Raw genomic sequence first — 17,824 nt, 5'->3', positions numbered from 1 at the left:
GGCATGCTCTGCTCACGAGCGGTAGGCTACTCCCCCAGTAGGGTCGTTTTCTGCATCAGGCATCTGTCCGCAGTGCCGCGCGAAGTGCCAAATAAACGCCATTTGTCCAGCCAAAACCATCCTGCACCGGGTATTCCCCGCCCCCTGCTTCGAGGCTAAGATCCTCAACATTGTACTTTTCCATCATTTTGCCCGTACGCTGATACACCGCCTCATTTAGCGCACACCAGCGACTGGCCAGCAGGCGCGCCACCGAGCTACGCCCCGAGCGCTGAAATGCCTGATAAGCGATCCACTGCAGGGGAGCCCAACCGTTCGGGGCATCCCACTGCTGCCCGCTATACACCTGCGTACACACGATCCCGCCGGGCTTTAATAGCACTTGCTCGAGAAAATCTAAACTGGCAGCAGCGCTGCTGCCCTCCGCCAAACCCGCCCAGATCGGAAAGGCCATGGCTGCCGAGGGAACATCCGTACACCTGCCCTGCTCCACATCATAATCCAGAAACAAGCCACTCGCCGCATCCCTGCAGTAGCGCAGTAGGGCTTGGCGCAAAATCTCCTGCCGCTGCTGCCAGCGCTCTTGGCCTACTCCGTCCCCCAGCACGGCTGCCGCTGCTGCCGCGATACGGGCATGCTGATAAAGCAGCGTATTTAGATCTACTGGCAGCAAGGCAGCGGTTCGAATGCTGCTGAGCTTCATAGGATCCGCCAACCAGCGAGAACTAAAGTCCCAACCCGATTCACAGGCAGCCCTCAAATGCTGGTAAAAGGCTAGGGGATCTTCCGCCTCTTTTGCCAAATGCACATCTTCGCGGTAGGATTCAGGTCGAGGCGTCTGCAGCGCATCCGAATAACGGAAGAGGTAAAGCCCCTCTTCCAGCGCCACCTGTCGCCCCTGCTCCCAAAAGGCCCACTCCCGCTCTAACAGCGGATAATAGCGCGCATACCAGCTGCTGTCGCCTAATTTGTCCACCGCCAGCTCCAGCATCAGCGCAAAAAAAAGGCGGCTGCGATCGACTTAAAAAGTAACTGCGGTTCCCATTCGGGATGAAGCCTACCGTGTCGATCAGATGCCCGAAATTATGCACCATATCCGCTAAAAGCTCCTTTTCCCCACTTTCTGCCAGCCCTAAAAGTGTAAAATAGCTATCCCAGTAGTAAATTTCTCCAAAACGCCCGCCCGGAACCACATACGGACGCGGCAGGGGCAGCAGGGAACTGAGTGGCCGTGCGGCATCTCCCTCCCGCCGTAGATAATCCCAGTGCGCATGAAGCTTGGCCTCTAAAGCATGAGGCACAGGCTGAGCCTCCTGACTTTCCAGCCCTTCTGGCAGTTGCTCCTCCTGAAAATAGCGCGAGACAAAGGATTTTGGACACCAGTCCACCCCCTGACGCTCCTGCGTGTAGGCAGCCATGATGTCGGTGGGATCCACTTTCGGGATCAGGTCCACGAAGGTTTTAGAATCTGGAAAAACAGCAGCGGTCTGCACCTCTTCGAACAGCCCGGGAAAGCTCGTGGGAAAATGAATGTAATTATGCGGCATGTTGATCACGTTTTTTCACTTGACGATGAAGGAGATACAGGACCATGCAGAGGGCCAAAACCGGCACAAGTGCAAAATAAAAGGCTTGCACCCCGCCATAGGCTTCGAAAATATGGCCTGTAATAATGGAGCCGGTGGTGCCGCCGAGCGCACTGAAGACCACGATAAGCCCAGACATGGCGCTTTGCATGTAGCGGGGCAGGGCACTGAGCACCACAGAGTTAATCGTAGGGTAAATCGGCGACAGAAACAGGCCGATCAGAGGAAATAAGTACACCACAAAAGGCGCGCGCAGCCAGGTAATGTCCGCGATGGTATCCGGTCCCTGCTCACTGAGCGGTAGGGTAAGCACGATGCAGATCCCCACGCACACGGTGCAAAAGAGCGTAAACGCCAGCCAATGCACGCGGCGCAGCACCAGCCCTGCCAGCAGCCTACCTAAGGCCAATGCCCCCGCCAGCACCGCCCCTGCCTGAATACTCATACTGGCAGGCACCCGCAGCACCTCCGTGTAAAAGGTCGGCGTCCAGGTCATAAACGACTGCTCGATCAGCACAAAAAGGAAGGCTGAACCAGCGAAAACCAGTACGAGCGGCTGGATCGCTAACCGGAGCATGCCCAGAAAGTCCTCCCGCGCAGAGCTGTTCTCTTTTTTAGCTTCCTGCTCATCGAGGGTAGCGAAGGCAAGCAGGCCTGCGGCCAAAAAGCACAGCCCGCCGAGGTACCCATAGACCTGCAGCCACTCCCGCGAACTGGGGTCAGCATCATTGACGAAAAGCGAGAAAAAGACATTGCCCAGCAAAACCCCCACCATAAAAAAGCCTTCGATCGTCGCCATCAGGCTGGAATGCGCCTTGGTGTCTGCCGTTATCAAACCGATCGTGGCGAAAACGCTCACCTTAATCAGGGCAAAGGAAATGCCCACCACGGCGAAGAGCAACTTGAAATACCAAAAGGAGTCTGCCGCCAGCGGAATCAACAGGCAGAGACTGCCCACCGCCAGCAAGGCCAAGAGCATGCCTCTTTTTATCCCCAGCTTCGGCAGAAAAGAGCGACCAAAAACGAGAAAATGGCGATGGGAAGGTCTTTAAAGCCTTCGAGCACGGAAGCGTCTGCCTTCGAGACATCGAAACTGCGCTGCACCTGTAAGATGACCGCCCCGACAGAGTTTAGCAGCACAGCGAAGACCATATAATTCACGATCAGTGCCGCGCGAATGAGTACACTTGGTTTCATGGGTTTCTTGGAAATGAAGCCTTAAGTTTGCTAAAATTTCGCAGGATTAAAAATGAAACCAGCTGGTGAAAAAGGAGGTAAACAGGCCCTAGAGGGCCAAAATCCCCTCGCATGAAAAATCTAAACCGATTGCGATCTCAGAAAGAATATCGTGCATTTTTTTTTAAAAAATCCAGCTCCTGTAACTAAAAAACCAGCTCCCCAAAAATAAAACTAGAGGTGCAGCCGTGCTACACCTCTAGGGTAGAATAATGTACCGCCTCCGGCAAGCACACGTATTACATACTAAACTTAAGCTTCCGCTAAATCTCCCTCCGCATACTCGCTGACTGGAATACAGCTACACATCAGGTTGCGATCGCCATAAGCCGAGTCGATACGACGTACTGTCGGCCAAAACTTATTGGCTGCCACATACGGAAGTGGAAATGCTGCCTTCTCACGAGAATAGGGCATCGACCAGTCTGTCGCCAGCACCAGTCCTGCTGTATGCGGCGCCTGCTTGAGGACATTTAACTCACGATCAGCCTCACCACGCTCGATCTCACGAATCTCTTCGCGAATCGCCAGCATAGCATCACAGAAGCGATCTAACTCCGCCAGTGTCTCCGACTCTGTAGGCTCGATCATCAGGTGCCCGCCACCGGGAAAGAAACTGTCGGTGCATGGAAACCGTAGTCCATTAAACGCTTCGCGATGTCTTCCACCTCGATGCCCACCTCTTTAAAGCCACGACAGTCCACGATCATCTCATGTGCCGCACGGCCATTGGCTCCCGTATATAGAATCGGAAAGTCTGCCTCTAGACGGTATTTAATATAATTCGCATTTAAGATCGCCAACTTGGTCGCACGGGTTAAGCCCGCATCTCCCATCATCGCGATGTAGGCATAAGAAATCGGTAAGATGCTCGCACTACCGAAAGGAGCGGCTGAAATCGATGTGATCGCCTGCTCTCCTCCTGTTTTCACCAGTGGATTTCCTGGTAAGAAGGGGGCGAGGTGCGCTGCTACGCAAATAGGCCCCATACCTGGACCACCTCCACCGTGAGGGATACAGAAAGTTTTATGTAAGTTCAGGTGACAAACGTCCGCCCCAATACGCCCCGGGCTCGTAAGTCCCACTTGCGCATTCATGTTCGCACCGTCCATATACACCTGACCGCCATGCGCATGAATCGTGGCACAAATTTCCTGAATCGCCTCCTCGAAAACACCATGCGTAGAAGGATAGGTCACCATCAGCGCGGCTAAATTCTCAGCATGCGCCGCTGCTTTTGCCTTCAAGTCAGCTACGTCGATATTTCCTTTTTCATCACAAGCTACCAGCACCACCTTCATGCCCGCCATTACCGCAGAAGCGGGGTTAGTTCCATGAGCGGAGGTCGGAATCAAGGCAATGTTCCGATGGGCATCTCCTCTGCTGAGGTGATACGCACGAATCACCATAAGCCCTGCATACTCGCCCTGCGCACCTGAATTCGGCTGCAAAGAAGTGTCGGCAAAGCCCGTGATCTCCGTCAACCAGTTGCGCAGATTTTGGAACAACTCCTGATAGCCACCAGTCTGCTCTTGTGGCGCATAAGGATGCAGCTGACCGAACTCTGGCCAAGTGACGGGAATCATTTCCGTGGTCGCATTTAACTTCATGGTACATGAGCCCAATGAAATCATGCTATGCACCAGCGAAAGATCCTTTGCCTCTAAGCGCTTGATATAACGCAGCATCTCATGCTCGCTGTGGTAGCTGTTAAACACAGGATGCGTTAAATAGTCCGTGGTACGCTTTAACCCATCTGGAAGTACCACTTGTAAATCTTTCGTGAAAGGGGTTAGGTCTGGGGCAGGCAGGCCCATTAATTTGGCGAACACCTCGACGACCTGCTGCACATCGTTCAGCCCTTTGGCCTCATCGAAAGAAAGCAGCACCGCATCTTTCTCATAGCGGAAGTTCAGCTCTGCATTCAGGGCCAAAGCACGGAGACGCTCTAAAGCACTGCCGCACAAATTGATACGTAACGTATCAAAATACGTCTCGTTAAGCTGCTCGAAGCCCAGCTGCTCCAGCGCCGCTTCCGTCACCTTCGCCAGGCCATGGATGCGCGCAGCCATCGCCTGCAGTCCCTTCGGACCGTGGTACACCGCATACATGCTGGACATAACCGCCAGCAGCACCTGCGCGGTGCAAATATTAGAAGTCGCTTTTTCTCTTTTAATATGCTGCTCACGTGTCTGCAGCGCCATACGGTAGGCCTTATTGCCATCTTTGTCGATAGACACCCCGATGATACGACCCGGCACCTGACGCTTATAGGCCTCCTTCGTAGCGAAAAACGCTGCATGAGGACCACCAAAGCCCATCGGCACGCCGAGACGCTGAGAGGTTCCTACTACAACTTCCGCTCCCATTTCACCTGGAGGGGTGAGCAGCGTTAAGCTTAACAGGTCCGTAGCACAGGCCACGAGGACGCCCTGCTCCTTCGCTGACGCAAAAAGCGCAGCATAATCGATTACTTCACCCGCAGCATTCGGGTACTGCACGAAAATACCGAAGTAATCTGGATCCGTAAGATCTAATTCCGCTAAAGGGGCCACCACCAGCTCGATCCCTACCGGAACCGCACGGGTGAGCAGCACATCGCGCGTCTGCGGAAATGTCGCCGCATCCACGAAAAATTTATTCGCCTGCTTTTTTTGTCTCGGACGTGCAGCATGTAGCATCGTCATGGCCTCCGCCGCTGCGGTTCCCTCATCGAGAAGGGAAGCATTCGCGATCTCCATTCCGGTCAGCTCCATCACTACCGTCTGATAGTTGATAAGTGCCTCTAATCTTCCCTGCGCGATTTCCGCCTGGTACGGTGTGTACGCCGTATACCATCCCGGATTCTCTAAAATATTGCGCAAAATCACCCCTGGCACCAGCGTGTCGTAATAGCCCATGCCGATAAAGGAGTTGAAGACTTTATTTTTAGACGCTAATGCCTTGAACTGCTTTAGGAAGTCCGCCTCAGAGAGGGGCGCCGGCAGCCGCATAGGGCCTTCATTACGGATAGAAGCCGGGATCGTCTCATCGATAAGTTGCTCGAGAGACGCCACTCCTAACTTTTCCAACATCACGGTTACCTCCTGCTCGGTGGGTCCATTATGACGCTGCTCAAACGTTACAGATGGATGCAGATTAATGTTCATAAATTCGGTACAGATCTATATAAATGGGTTATTCTGAACACCTTTATCAGGTGCACAAATGTATGCATTATAAAGCGATAACGCACTGGATTTGTTAAGAATTCCCATGAAGGAAATAGGAACTTGATAAACGGTTTTAATCTTATCGAAACTTTGCATAGTTTTACCCGCTAAGACATCAAAAAACACGTTATGAAAGTTAGGTTTTTCCTTGCTGGAATGCTGAGCATCGGCTTAAGCTGGATGGTCAGCGCCCAGGATGCCACCACCCTGAAATACGGGAACACCATTACGGAGGACGACCTCCGTCGCCACCTCACCATCATCGCCGGAGAGGAATTTGAAGGCCGAAACACAGGAGAAAAAGGACAAAAGCTGGCTGCCGCCTATATCCGCGACTTTTTTAGCGATTTAGGCATAGAGGGTCCTGTAAATGGCTCCTACTACCAGGAATTTGACCTCGCCCGCGTAAACTATCCGAAAGTGGACTTGAAAATCGGCCGCACGAACATGGCCTATAATAAGGACTTCATCTTCATCGGGGACGTAGAAAAAACCAGCTCGGAGAAAGCAGACATCGTCTTCTTAGGTGAGGCCACCGAAGCGAACCTTAGCCAAGTGGACGTAAAAGGACGCATCGCAGCCGTATATGCCATCGGCGGACGCGCACAGAATGTGGTGAGATCGGTTATGGACGCTGGCGCAAAGGGTGTGCTCATCGTAACCATGGAAGGACAAGAAAACTTCGACCGCCTGGCCAGCCGCTATGCTTCCATGAGCCAAAGAGGACGCATGGGCTTTGAGAAAAAAGGAGTCAATGAGCCGATTTTCTTGACCAGCACCGGCCAAATGGCCAGCCTATTCGGCCTAGACGAGGCAGGACTTAAAGCAGCCGCCACTAATCCCGCTGGTATCAAACCGCTGAAGGCGAGCTTTAAAGTGACGAAAAATGTAGAATACTTCCCCACGGAAAATGTGCTCGGCTTTATCGAAGGCGCTGAAAAACCAGAAGAAGTACTTATCATCTCCGCTCATTACGACCATACGGGCTTTAATGCCGATGGAAGCATCAACTATGGCGCTGATGACAATGGCTCCGGCACAGTAGCCGTAATGGAAATGGCGGAGGCCTTTGCGCTCGCCGCTAAAGATGGCATCAAGCCACGACGCAGCGTACTGTTCGCACTGTGGACAGCGGAAGAAATCGGCCTACTCGGATCACAGTACTATGCCGAAAATCCGATCTTCCCTTTGGAAAACACCGTGAACAACTTAAACATCGATATGATCGGCCGTATCGACACGAACTACGAAAAGGAGGAAGACCAAAACTACCTCTATGTAATCGGATCTGAAGTGCTTTCGACGCATTTAAAAATGATTATCGATTACAATAACATCACCTACACGGGCTTAAACTTGGATTATCGCTACGATGCACCAGACGATCCGAACCGTTTCTACTTCCGCTCCGATCATTATAACTTAGCAAAGTACAACATCCCTTCGGTGTTTTTCTTTAACGGCGTACACCCGGACTACCACACCCCTGCGGATACCGTGGACAAGATTGAATTCCCGCTTATGACCACGCGTGCGCAGATGATTTTTTACACGGCCTGGGACTTAGCAAACCGCGCAGAGAGAAATCCTGTAAATCGCGTAAATACACGTGGTGAACGTTAATACGAAAAGTAGCAGCAGGCAATCCATTAGTTGACCCTGCTGACACACCTACTTCCTGCACTAGCAAAGCCCGTCGCTTACAGCTGACGGGCTTTTTTGATGGTATGCATAAGGAAATCTACAGCGGATTATGCGCCCAACCCAACAGCCCCAGCAGAAACTGCGCCCTGGGTGGTTCTAGCCTCTGCAGCCCCCAGCAGAAAGACGCTTCCGGCTTCATTAAGCACCTTAGATACTCATGCACCTCCTACTCCAACTGAAACAAGGTGTAGAAATGCGAAATCCTGACAGACTGCTACTTACAGGCCTAAGCAAACACTAATCGACGCTAAATATACTTTTTTCAGTATGAAATAAAATATTTTTAATTTTTAAGCTGCCAAAACTTGACAAAACCACCGAATATTCTGATTTGGAATAGATCTTGCTTATTGATTTTGACTAAAAACAAGAGCCATAGCTCATTTTCTCCAAAAAAACTTTATTTGTCATGAAATTGAAAAAAGTTCTCATCAAGTATGGTGGGAACGCGATGACGACGCCCAGCTTACAAACAGCTATCGCACGGGAAGTTGCAGGACTGCGTGCAGCTGGCTATGCGCCGATCATCGCACACGGCGGGGGGCCCTTTATTCAGGCAGCCCTTCAGCAGGCGAACATCCCCTCGCACTTCGTTCAGGGGCAGCGTTACACCAGCCAAGAAGCCCTGCAGGTCATCACGCGTACACTCATCGGTCAGGTAAACGCTGACCTGGTAGTCGCCTTTCGTGCGGCAGGGATGCAGGCGGTGGGACTTTCCGGCCTCGATGCGGGAATGGTGCAGGCCAAGCGAAAGCTTTTGCCGCCAGGCGAGGGAGAGCTCACGAATGCCCCCCTCGACCTGGGAGAGGTAGGCGAAATCACCGCTACGAACCCCGCGCTCCTAGAGCATCTTCTGGAAAATGGTTTTACCCCCATCGTCGCCTGCATCGCGGGTGCAGCAGATAAAGAGGGGGCGTATAATGTAAACGGAGATGATTTCGCAGCCGCACTGGCAGCCGCACTGAAGGCCGAAATTTTCCTGATCCTCAGCGATGTGGATGGCCTATACCGGGAGTATCCGAATCCTGAGAGCCTGATTCACGACCTCCCCCTAGCCGAACTGGAAGGGCTTTATGGAAAAGTGATCAGCGGCGGGATGATCCCGAAAATGCAGGCCTGTGCCCGCGCTATCGCGCAAGGTTTAGGCGGCGCACTCCTCCTAAACGGAACGAAACCCGAGCAATTTCGTCAATACTTTATAGAAAAGCGTGTTGTCGGCACTCATTTACACCCCTAAAAACGCATTTACGATGAAAAACATAGACTATCACCACATCGACCAGCAGCATCACCTGCGCACCTTTAATCGGATCCCCATCACCTTCGTGAAAGGGCGAGGAGCGCGGCTTTGGGATGCGGAAGGTCGGGAATACCTAGACATGTTAGCAGGTATCGCTGTGACGAATGTCGGGCACTGCCACCCGAAAGTGGTGAAAGCCTTGCAGGAGCAGGCAGCCGAGCTTATGCATATCAGCAACTTTTTCGTCTCGCCGCCGCAGGTGGCACTCAGCAAGTTGCTGACACACCTCTCCGGCCTGGAGCGGGTCTTTTTCACGAACAGCGGAGCCGAATCCGTGGAAGGGGCAGTAAAAATCGCCCGTCGCTACGCGCATGCCAATGGCCGCGGAGGAGAAATCATCTCTTTCGAAGGAGCCTTTCACGGCAGGACTTTAGCCACTATCGCCAGCGGGCAGAAAAAATACCAAGAAGGCTTTGCGCCCATTCCCGGAGGTTTCCGGCAGGTGCCCTTCAGCGATTTTGAAGCAGTGGCCGCCGCTGTTTCACAGGAAACTGCCGCCATCTTAGTAGAACCCATCCAAGGGGAAGGGGGCGTACGTCCCGTGTGCCCACACTTCCTAAAAAAACTCCGCAAGCTCTGCGACGAGCAGGACATCGTACTCATCTTTGATGAAATCCAATGCGGCATCGGGCGTACGGGCCACTGGTTCGCAAAAGACTACTACGAGGTGCAGCCCGATATGATGACCCTGGCGAAAGGACTCGGAGGTGGCATCCCCATCGGCGCTTTTTTGACAAATGAAAAAGTAGCCGCCGCTGTGCAGTTTGGCGACCACGGCACCACGTTCGGAGGAAATCCACTCGCCACTGCCACTGCACTGGCCACCCTACAGGTCATTCAAGAGGAAAAACTGCTCGCACACACCCGCGCGATGGGCAACTTTTACGCGAGGAAATAAAAAATATCCAAGCAGACTTCCCTGAAATCGAAGAAATCCGCGGCAAGGGCCTTATGCTAGGCATCGTCTTCAATCGCGAAACGCTCCCCATCATGCGTGCCCTGCTCGAAGAACGGGTGGTGGCAAATGCCACGGCCGGGAATGTGCTGCGCCTGGTGCCCCCCTTAACCATTTCCGAGGAGGAGATTTTCCGCTTTAGCTTGCGCCTGCGCAAAGTCCTCCAAACCCTTCACATTTCTTCTCAACAAGCTTTACAGCATGACTCCAAATAAAATCAAGGCGGCTATCGTCGGGGCTTCCGGATTTACGGGCTCCGAGATGGCACGCCTGCTGCACCAGCACCCTGACGTGGAGCTGATCGGCATCACTTCCGAAAGCCATACCGGCAAGCCCTTTTCCACCCTCCACCCCCAGTTTCTGGGCAGCATCGACCTTCCCCTTATCTCGGCCGAACAGGTACCAGATCTAGGGGCAGAGGTGCTCTTTTTAGCCCTCCCCCACCGTGTGAGCATGGATTACGTCGCACGCTGGCATGAACTGGGCGTGAAAATCATCGATTTCAGTGGAGATTTTCGTCTCTCTAGCCCCGAAGTGTACGCGGAATGGTACGGCGAAACACACCGCTACCCTGCCGGCTTCGGCCAAGCAGTTTATGGGTTGCCCGAACTCTATGCCTCGGAAATCCAGCAGGCTGACCTCGTTGCCAACCCCGGCTGCTACCCCACGGCCTCCCTTTTGAGCCTGGCACCGCTGGTGCAAAAGGACCTCATCGAGCCAGACTCCATCATCATCGATGCCAAATCAGGTCTCACAGGAGCGGGCGTCAAGGCCAGTGCCGGCACACATTTCTCAGAGGTAAATGAAAACTTTAAAGCCTACGGATTAGGCGTTCACCGCCATACGATCGAAATCGAAGAGCAACTCAGCAGACAGCGAGGGAAGCAGCCGCTTCAGGTACAGTTCACCCCGCATTTGCTACCCCTCGACAGGGGGATTTTGGTGACGGCTTACGCCAAAGCCAAAGCAGGACTGGACGCTGCGCGCTTGCAGGAGACCGTAGCCAGCTTTTATGCCGACAAGCCTTTCGTCCATGTGGTACCTGAAAGCCCTGGAATCAAGACTGTTAGGGGGAGCCATTTTGCAGCAGTACACCCCTTCTTCGACCAAAGAACGGGACGCGTCATCATGACCTGCGCCATCGACAACTTATTAAAAGGTGCCGCCAGTCAGGCCCTCCATTCGATGAACTTGATGTTCGGGCTACCCGAAACACGCGGGCTGGAGCAGCTCCCCTTAAAACCCTAAAAAACTTAAAGACATGATTAAAAATATAGCCCACATAAAAGGATTTAAATGCTGGGGAGCCCACACCGGAGTAAAATCCATGCGTCGGGACCTTGCCATCATTTATTCCGAATTTCCGGCGAGTGTCGGAGCCGTTTTTACCCAGAATAAAGTCCGCGCGGAACCTGTAGAAATCAGTGAAGCCCACGTGAAAAAGGGGCAGCGCGCGCGTGTCATCGTCTGTAACGCAGGAAATGCGAATGCCTGTACAGGAGAACAGGCCGCTTAGGTGCCGAAGCTATGGTAAACGTGACCGCAGAGCTATTAAAAGTACCGAAAGAGGAGGTCATCGTCGCTTCTACAGGGCTTATCGGAGAACCTTTTCCTACCGACGACGTGGTAAATGGCATTCGGGAGAATGTGCATAAACTGAGTAAAGACACGAAGGCGGGCTCTTTTGTGGCGAACGCCATCCTGACCACAGACACTTTCGCGAAGGAAGACTACAGCGAGTTTACACTGGACGATAAAACGGTCACCATGGGGGGCGTAGCCAAAGGCTCTGGCATGATCCACCCGAATATGGCGACGATGCTAGCCTTTGTGGCCACAGATGCCGCGATCGAGGGAGCCGTGTTACAGGAAGCCGTTCGCTACTGTGTGGACCGCACCTTTAACATGATCACAGTAGATGGCGATACCTCCACGAATGATATGGTGGCCGTTCTGGCCAATGGACAAGCAGAAAACGAGCCCATCACCAGCTTGGAAGACCCACGCTATCTGCTGTTCCGTGAGCAACTCCTTCAGATGCTCACCAATCTCGCCAAGCTGATCGTCTCAGATGGTGAAGGAGCCTCGAAATTCGTGGAGTACCGCGTCAGCAAGGCACGCTCTGAAGAGAATGCGCGCAAGCTAATTCGTAGTATCTCTGACTCCACCCTAGTGAAGACTGCGATGTTCGGAAGAGATCCCAACTGGGGACGCATCATCGCCGCCTGTGGAAATGCAGGAATTCACTTTAATTACAAAAAGGTGAATTTAGCCATTGGCGATAAAGAACACATGGTACAAGTATTAGAAAAAGGCCAGCCAGTCGCCTTCGATAAAAATTATGTGAAAAAACTCTTACGTGAATCGAATATCATCGTTTCTCTAGAGCTTAATACCGGTAAGGAAGAAGCAGTGGGCTGGGGAACGGACTTGACAACCGATTACGTCATGTTTAATTCTGTTTATACGACCTAAAAATAGCCTTATCGGCAAAGCGCTCCTTCTATGCCTCTTATCCGTTTGTGGATGGAGGCATTTTTTGTTCTAGCTGTACGGTGCTTATCGGGTACACGATGCGGATATCTGGCTGGGCACGAAGAGTTTGGAGCACTTGTTCGGAGACACTATCTTCGAAACCCCTTCGTTTTCGCGGATCACAGAGGTAGCGCATCGTTAAGCGAATACCCCGCTCTTGGATACTTAAATAGACGATCGGCGTGAAATGTCCAAAGCTAATGAGTTGATCCTTATGTGCCCGCAAAAGCGCCGCTTCTATGTTTTTATACTCACTTTGGCACTTTGCCTGAAGGATAGCGAGAAGTAACTCCTTTGCTTTTTTGAAATCACTATCGAGGCTAAGCATGACACTCTGCTCATGCCAGATGTAGTTAAAACCTTGAGAATAATTCGCTTGTGCCTCCATAAACACCTTGGCATTCGGAACATGCACGATGCGGCCTGTGGCCTGATCTGCATCGACCCAATTCCCTACCTCTAGTAGGCTAAACTGAAACAAGCGAAGGTCGACGACATCCCCTTTGATGCTGCCGATTTGGATGCGATCACCGACATCAAAAGGTTTTTTCCAGTAGATAAATAACCAACCTGCGAGATTAACAAATATATCTTTTAAGGCAATGGCAATGCCCGCGGAAAGTAAGCCGAGAAAGGTCGTTATGGATTGGAAGTTAGTTATCCAAATATTTCCTATCAGCAAGAGCGCGACAATCGCGAAGGTATACTGGATCGTTTTTTTTATAGTGAAAGACCTTCCGCATTTCCACATCCTTCACGTTACGCTCTAAAAGGGTGTAGGCCACTTTTTTAAGCAGCCATACAGCGAGAAGGATCGCTACGGTACTGTAAATATCATACCGAAGGGCCTTCGGCAGCCATTCCTCTAACTGATCGATCATGCAGCAAGATAAAAAACCTTTAGCCAAAAAAAAACTCCAGTAACGAACCGGAGTCTTTTTTAATCAGTATGAAGAAAGTTAAACTAATGTACTTGAATTAGGGACGAATGTTAAAAGTTAACAGTCTGTAGTTGGCTGCTGCACGTACAGCCTCGTTCCCAACTAACTCAATAGTAAGGCTAACAGGAGCCGTCATCCCCGACACAGGCAATAACTCCACTTGTGCCGTTCCGAAGCTTTCACCAGCAGGAATAACGAACGTACCGTTATTTACTAAGCGATAGTGAACACCCTCAGTAGCAGTAGTTTCATCCGCAAAAACGCGGAAAGTAAGCGTTTGATCTACTGTAAAGTGGGGGGCGATTAAATTTACCTGCTCAGACCGTAAACCAACTCCTTGATTAGTATTACGAATCAGATTGGGGTTAGTAGCGATAGCATCAAACTCTATTTGCGCTTGATCTCTGAACACACGTGTCTGCTCTACATCCTCGATACATCCGGAAAAGAAACCAAGGCTAAGCAGGAATAAGAAACTTAAAATTTTTGCTTTCATAATGGTATGGAATTAATAGCCGAAGTTTTGAACAAGGTTAGGGTTGATTTCGAGATCCCCTGTTGGAAGAGGAGCCAAAATTCTTTCGTCTGTGAACGGTATAACTTCACCAGTAAGATCGACAGCTGTTTTGTCGATATCCATTCCGTAACGTTTCAGGTCAAAGAAACGATGGCCTTCACCGATAAGCTCAAGACGTCTTTCGGTTAAAATTTCCATGATCAACTCTTGACCAGTGGCTGTTGCCTCATAATCAGGCCCGATACTACGCTTTTTCAAAATGTTTAAGTTTTGATGCGCCATAGCAGTATTTCCTAATTGAGCATAAGCCTCAGCTAATATTAAATACATCTCAGAAATACGGAATACAGTAATGTTATCGCGATTCGGATCTCCTGTATTTCCATTGTATTTATGAAGTTCAACGGTACCGATTGGATTCGGACGCTGCGGAAGATCAACCGGAATAAACAATCCAGCTCTTACGTCTGTCTCTTCCAGTAAATCGATTACCTGCTGAGCGGGAGTAAAATCTCCGTTCCCGATATAATCAGGCACATTTCGAGTCGCGGAACTTACATAAATGGACATCGGTGAAGTATTAGGACCTTGATTTTCCTGCGTCTGGAATTCAAAATACCAGATCGCCTCCCGATGAACAGGCTCATACCAATCATCGACATACGAAGCACGAGAAGAAAGTTGACCAACTCCAGAAGCGATAACTGCTTCAGCATATTCAATGGCCTTTTCCCATCTACCCGCATACAAGGCTGCACGTGCACCGATGGCCTGCGCACCAGCTTGTGTAATTCTAGCACGCGTCCCGCTATTATTCATCAAGGCTACTGCAGCATCTACGTCTTCGAAGATGGCATCGTAAACATCATTAATAGGAGCACGAGGGGGGAAGGTAACATCCTCAATGGAAAGAATTGCCTCTCTTACCAAAGGAACGCCTCCGAAATCTCTACCTTCCACGATGGCTGTAGGAAAATAAGCATAGATCGCATTCAAGTGTAGATAATGCAATGCTCTAAACGCAAAAGCCTCACCTACGATTTGATCTGGAAGTGCCTCTCTACCTTCGATAACAATGTTTAGGTGGAGCATAGAACTATAATTCGCCCATACACCCATGTGTGCACGGAAGCGATTTTCGTACTGTGCAGCGAATGTTCCTCTATTTTGATTTCTAGTAAAATTATCGGCCATTACCTCTGGCAGTACCAGAAGGTTCGAACCCATTCTACCCGATCCTCTATAACTTCCATAAACGTCAATAAGTAAGGGTTCCAAAACATCAGGCGAAGATAATGCGACATCTACCGAAATAGATTGTCTCGGCTCTGTATCTAGTAGATCAGAACATGCAACCGAAGACGCTAGTACGGAAGCCGCTAGAATTGATTTATATATTCGTTTCATTGTGTTTACGTTTAAAATCCAAATTGAACACCGATGGTATAGTTTTTAGCAGGAGGGAAAATACCTGTGGATGTACCACCCGTAAATTCTACATCAAGTCCCGTGAAGCGATCTAAAGTCCAAAGGTTGATACCTTGCGCATAAAACTTCATCGTGCTAACACCTATTCTCTGCAAGTACTGCTGTGGAACCATGTAGGCCAATGACACCTGCTTTAAGCGGATGTAAGATAAATCTTGGAGCGTTCTTCCAATTCCCACACCGATAGCACCTAGCTCTGCCTGTGTATTTGGTCGTGGCATAGAGACGATATCTCCAGGATTACTCCATGTGATATCATTTAGTCTGTTATACAGGTTCAAACGCATCTCATACGGATTATAAGAGAATGATCCCGTACCGTCTGTCCCTCTTTTTCCATAATCATACTGGAACATGAAATCAAAGGTCCAGTTCTTGTACGTAAAAGTATTCAACCAGCCCCCAAAGAAATCAGAGTTAGAGTTTCCAAGAATAACTCGGTCGTCCATTTCATCCCCAAGGGTGGAACCTGAAGTTGGCTGATAAGTGATCTCACCATTTCTGTCATAATACATCGGACGACCCGTGGCTGGGTTTACACCCGCCCAGCGAGCACCTACCCACAGGTTAAGAGGATGACCCACCTGCTGCGAAGCGCCGTTGTTCGTCTGTCCTTCAAAGAGGTTTAACAGCTCTTGGTCTTGGAAAGCGATATTGAAGTTGGTATTCCAACGGAACGTTCCTGTATTAATAACAGCCCCATCAATGGCAATTTCAATTCCTCTGTTGTCTAATGCGCCAACATTCTCGCGAATAGAACCATAACCTGAAGTATTCGGTAAGTTTCGACTTAAAAGCATATCTGTAGATCGTCTTCTATACACGTCCACACTACCTGTGATTCGGCCTTGTAAAACGGCGTAATCTAAACCAAAGTTAATCGTGGTCTGCGTCTCCCAAGAAAGGAAGTTATTCCCCAAGCCACTTACCGTTAAACCAGGGATATTTAGGTAGTTGGAAGCGCCAGCAGAAGAAATAAGTGCGCGAGAAGCAAAGTTATCGATTCTGTTGTTACCGGCAGTACCGATACTTGCACGTAATTTAAGATCTTCTAAGAAACGAGAATCTTTCAAGAAGCCCTCTTCACTCAAGACATAAGCTGCTCCGATAGATGGGAATAAACCCCAACGGTTATCTACACCGAAACGAGAAGATCCATCATAACGTAGCGTACCATTTACTGTCAACTTATTCTGGAAGTTATACTTCACATTCGTAAACGCACCAGCGTTTTTCCAAATCGTAAAGAAACCACCTGCACCTGTTGGCTCCGCAGCTGACTGAATCGTACGGAAAGAAGGCGTTGGGAAGCCTGCGCACTTGCGGAAAAACCTTCACGAGACTCCTCTCTGTATTCCACACCGAGTAACACATCTACTCTATGATTATCATCAATCTTTAGGTTGTAATTTAACTTCTGCGTCGTGATCCAGTTAATATTGTTTTGATACTGAGCAAAAGCTGATCCTTGTGTGTTTCGACCACCAAAGGCTCTAGGATCTGTATAACGTGTCTCTTCGATCGCTCTGTAATCTAGTCCATAGAAAGAAGTAAAGGTCAAGTTACGACGGATTTTGTAGGTAATATTGAAGTTACCATTTAGCTGATTCGTTCTGTTAAAACGCTCGTTCATGCTTAAGGACTTCAAGGGATTTTCTTGTAAAATGCCTGGAAGTGGCTCGTTGAACTCCCCATCCTCACGGAAAATCGGCGCAAAAGGTAAAATACCTAAACCAGCAAACATCGGATTCTCAAACTGGGTACCCCCTGTTACAGTGGCATTCTGAGCAGTCGTACTCAAATTGGTCTGCGTGGAGAAAGTTAACTTGTCGTTAAACTTGTGATCGATATTGAAACGAATATTGGCACGTTCGAAATCAAACTGACGCACTTGACCTTCCTGCTTGTTATAGGCAGCGGAAATAAAGAAACGTGTCTTCTCGTCTCCACCCGAAGCAGATAACTCATAGTTACGAATACGACCTGACTGAGATAAAATTTCTCCTAACCAATCGTAAGTAGGAATACCATCTACAAATTCGTTGAAATCTTCGATAGGAAGCTCACCTAGTGCAGGGTTGCTGAGACCCAGCGGTGCCCAACTTGCAGAAGTTATCCCAGCTAAGGCATTTCTACGAGCAAGCCCCTCAAGCGTATTCGCAGGGTTTGTGGCAGCAAATCGTGAATAAAAATTTCTATTCGCTTGTATCTATAATTGATAAACTCCTGAGAATTCATCATATCTAACTGACGAATAGGCTCCACAGATCCGATGTACGTGTTGAAGTTGATCTTCGTCTTACCAGCCTTACCACGCTTGGTCGTGATGATCACCACACCATTAGCGGCC

At 50.0% G+C, this 17,824-nt stretch carries 13 protein-coding genes and 4 pseudogenes; 5 read left to right on the top strand and 12 right to left on the bottom strand.

Features of this window, described 5'->3' with window-relative positions; genetic code table 11:
- Positions 1-55: 55 nt before the first annotated feature.
- The 5 genes and pseudogenes from A3SI_RS18210 to gcvP all read right to left on the bottom strand — a co-directional run bounded on the left by A3SI_RS18210 (position 56) and on the right by gcvP (position 5,896).
- Entirely contained in the window at positions 56-991 is a 936-nt protein-coding gene (locus A3SI_RS18210) for an alpha,alpha-trehalase (protein WP_262491767.1), read from the bottom strand.
- 73 nt (positions 992-1,064) lie between these two features.
- Positions 1,065-1,418 (bottom strand): annotated as a pseudogene (locus tag A3SI_RS21595) (trehalase family glycosidase); the annotation flags it as partial.
- 118 nt (positions 1,419-1,536) lie between these two features.
- Positions 1,537-2,565, bottom strand: coding sequence for an MFS transporter (locus tag A3SI_RS09100; RefSeq protein WP_238531698.1), 1,029 nt, complete (start codon positions 2,563-2,565; stop codon positions 1,537-1,539).
- Between the two features lie 8 nt (positions 2,566-2,573).
- Positions 2,574-2,783 carry a hypothetical protein gene (locus tag A3SI_RS20700; protein ID WP_238531697.1) on the bottom strand — a complete coding sequence of 70 codons (210 nt, stop codon included), beginning with the start codon at positions 2,781-2,783 and terminating at the stop codon, positions 2,574-2,576.
- Positions 2,784-3,074: 291 nt separating this feature from the next.
- Positions 3,075-5,896 (bottom strand): annotated as a pseudogene (gene gcvP / locus A3SI_RS09095) (aminomethyl-transferring glycine dehydrogenase).
- 267 nt (positions 5,897-6,163) lie between these two features.
- On the opposite strand from gcvP, the gene A3SI_RS09090 reads away from it, so the two are divergent.
- From A3SI_RS09090 to argJ, 5 genes and pseudogenes are all read left to right on the top strand, one after another.
- On the top strand, positions 6,164-7,657 hold the full coding sequence (locus A3SI_RS09090; protein ID WP_009055298.1) for a M28 family metallopeptidase: 1,494 nt from the start codon (positions 6,164-6,166) through the stop codon (positions 7,655-7,657).
- A gap of 490 nt (positions 7,658-8,147) precedes the next feature.
- A complete protein-coding gene (gene argB, locus A3SI_RS09085) occupies positions 8,148-8,975 on the top strand; it encodes an acetylglutamate kinase (protein ID WP_009055296.1) in 828 nt (275 codons plus the stop codon).
- A gap of 13 nt (positions 8,976-8,988) precedes the next feature.
- A pseudogene (locus A3SI_RS09080) lies at positions 8,989-10,208 on the top strand (aspartate aminotransferase family protein).
- Positions 10,195-11,241 carry an N-acetyl-gamma-glutamyl-phosphate reductase gene (gene argC, locus A3SI_RS09070; protein WP_009055291.1) on the top strand — a complete coding sequence of 349 codons (1,047 nt, stop codon included), beginning with the start codon at positions 10,195-10,197 and terminating at the stop codon, positions 11,239-11,241. The pseudogene A3SI_RS09080 and the gene argC overlap by 14 nt, the downstream one beginning before the upstream one ends.
- Before the next feature lie 13 nt (positions 11,242-11,254).
- Positions 11,255-12,468 (top strand): annotated as a pseudogene (argJ, locus tag A3SI_RS09065) (bifunctional glutamate N-acetyltransferase/amino-acid acetyltransferase ArgJ).
- Positions 12,469-12,505: 37 nt separating this feature from the next.
- Here the strand turns inward: argJ and A3SI_RS09060 are convergent.
- The 7 genes from A3SI_RS09060 to A3SI_RS19330 all read right to left on the bottom strand — a co-directional run.
- Entirely contained in the window at positions 12,506-13,210 is a 705-nt protein-coding gene (locus A3SI_RS09060) for a mechanosensitive ion channel family protein (RefSeq protein WP_009055283.1), read from the bottom strand.
- Positions 13,182-13,409 (bottom strand): hypothetical protein, encoded by a 228-nt coding sequence (locus A3SI_RS20685; protein WP_009055281.1) that lies wholly within the window; start codon positions 13,407-13,409, stop codon positions 13,182-13,184. Before A3SI_RS20685 ends, A3SI_RS09060 begins: the two co-directional genes overlap by 29 nt.
- Before the next feature lie 97 nt (positions 13,410-13,506).
- Complete coding sequence (locus A3SI_RS09050; RefSeq protein WP_009055280.1) at positions 13,507-13,965, bottom strand: hypothetical protein; 459 nt, start codon at positions 13,963-13,965, stop codon at positions 13,507-13,509.
- 12 nt (positions 13,966-13,977) lie between these two features.
- Positions 13,978-15,393, bottom strand: a complete 1,416-nt coding sequence (locus A3SI_RS09045; RefSeq protein ID WP_083836476.1) for a RagB/SusD family nutrient uptake outer membrane protein — start codon at positions 15,391-15,393, stop codon at positions 13,978-13,980.
- An 11-nt stretch (positions 15,394-15,404) separates the two neighbouring features.
- The gene (locus A3SI_RS17400; protein WP_050977464.1) at positions 15,405-16,685 is read right to left on the bottom strand and encodes a SusC/RagA family TonB-linked outer membrane protein; all 1,281 of its coding nucleotides are present in this window, start codon (positions 16,683-16,685) and stop codon (positions 15,405-15,407) included.
- Positions 16,682-17,365 carry a TonB-dependent receptor gene (locus tag A3SI_RS17395; protein ID WP_050977460.1) on the bottom strand — a complete coding sequence of 228 codons (684 nt, stop codon included), beginning with the start codon at positions 17,363-17,365 and terminating at the stop codon, positions 16,682-16,684. The genes A3SI_RS17400 and A3SI_RS17395 overlap by 4 nt, the downstream gene beginning before the upstream one ends.
- Before the next feature lie 230 nt (positions 17,366-17,595).
- Positions 17,596-17,824: hypothetical protein (locus A3SI_RS19330; protein WP_040670575.1), on the bottom strand; the 229-nt coding region annotated here is incomplete at its 5' end.

Origin of the sequence: Nitritalea halalkaliphila LW7, from assembly GCF_000265075.1 — a bacterium.
In the GTDB taxonomy this organism is placed as follows: Bacteria; Bacteroidota; Bacteroidia; order Cytophagales; family Cyclobacteriaceae; genus Nitritalea; species Nitritalea halalkaliphila.
This window is presented reverse-complemented; position numbering and strand designations above follow the sequence as displayed.

Excerpts from the sequence above, each read along its gene's own strand:
- A3SI_RS09090 (WP_009055298.1), top strand. The coding sequence starts at position 6,164 with ATGAAAGTTAGGTTTTTCCTTGCTGGAATGCTGAGCATCGGCTTAAGC.
- argB (WP_009055296.1), top strand. The coding sequence starts at position 8,148 with ATGAAATTGAAAAAAGTTCTCATCAAGTATGGTGGGAACGCGATGACG.
- A3SI_RS20685 (WP_009055281.1), bottom strand. The coding sequence starts at position 13,409 with ATGATCGATCAGTTAGAGGAATGGCTGCCGAAGGCCCTTCGGTATGAT.
- A3SI_RS18210 (WP_262491767.1), bottom strand. The coding sequence starts at position 991 with ATGCTGGAGCTGGCGGTGGACAAATTAGGCGACAGCAGCTGGTATGCG.
- A3SI_RS20700 (WP_238531697.1), bottom strand. The coding sequence starts at position 2,783 with ATGAAACCAAGTGTACTCATTCGCGCGGCACTGATCGTGAATTATATG.
- A3SI_RS09100 (WP_238531698.1), bottom strand. The coding sequence starts at position 2,565 with ATGCTCTTGGCCTTGCTGGCGGTGGGCAGTCTCTGCCTGTTGATTCCG.
- A3SI_RS09045 (WP_083836476.1), bottom strand. The coding sequence starts at position 15,393 with ATGAAACGAATATATAAATCAATTCTAGCGGCTTCCGTACTAGCGTCT.
- argC (WP_009055291.1), top strand. The coding sequence starts at position 10,195 with ATGACTCCAAATAAAATCAAGGCGGCTATCGTCGGGGCTTCCGGATTT.
- A3SI_RS09050 (WP_009055280.1), bottom strand. The coding sequence starts at position 13,965 with ATGAAAGCAAAAATTTTAAGTTTCTTATTCCTGCTTAGCCTTGGTTTC.